We start from the raw sequence: 631 nt of genomic DNA, 5'->3' as shown, positions 1-631 counted from the left end.
GCTGCCCGCTCTCCCGGCATCATCAGCACATAGCCTGCCAGCGGATGCCAGGCAATGCTGTGAGGTCAGTATCGGTCGTGCGCGCATGAAGCTGTCCGGCAACCTCACCCCGGCCATGCTGTCGGCTCTGGTTCGCGAACTGAAGAGAGGTGGCTGATGATATCCCTTCCCACGGGTTCCCGCATCTGGCTGGTGACGGGCGTTACCGACATGAGAAACGGCTTCAACGGCCTGGCCTCCCGCGTGCAGAATGTCCTCAACGATGATCCGTTCAGCGGCCACCTGTTTATATTCAGGGGACGCCGTGGGGATATGGTAAAGCTGTTGTGGTCAGATGAGGATGGTCTTTGCCTGTTCATCAAACGACTGGAGCGCGGGCACTTCACCTGGCCCGTTGTCAGTGATGGCAAAATCCACCTGACCCCTGCACAACTTGCCATGCTGCTGGAAGGCCTCAACTGGAAACATCCTCAGCCGTCACAACGTCCTGGCCTGCGGGTGTAACCTGTTGTAATGTCGTAGGATGAAAAATGAACTTCCTGACGACATCGACCAACTGAAGGCCATGCTGCGTAAGCAACAGACCCTGTTGCGCCAGTATGCAGGACAGGTTGCGGGTTACGAGCTGGAA

Annotated in this window: 2 protein-coding genes; both read left to right on the top strand. The window is 57.4% G+C overall.

Annotation, left to right across the window (positions count from 1 at the left end; genetic code table 11):
- The first annotated feature begins 156 nt into the window (after positions 1-156).
- Complete coding sequence (tnpB, locus tag AAIR21_RS27775) at positions 157-504, top strand: IS66 family insertion sequence element accessory protein TnpB (protein ID WP_337253103.1); 348 nt, start codon at positions 157-159, stop codon at positions 502-504.
- A 19-nt stretch (positions 505-523) separates the two neighbouring features.
- The coding region (locus tag AAIR21_RS27770) for a hypothetical protein (RefSeq protein ID WP_434682829.1) at positions 524-631 on the top strand (108 nt) is incomplete at its 3' end.

The sequence above is a fragment of the Enterobacter sp. PTB genome, assembly GCF_051130085.1.
GTDB classification, from domain to species: Bacteria; Pseudomonadota; Gammaproteobacteria; order Enterobacterales; family Enterobacteriaceae; genus Enterobacter; species Enterobacter ludwigii.
This window is presented reverse-complemented; position numbering and strand designations above follow the sequence as displayed.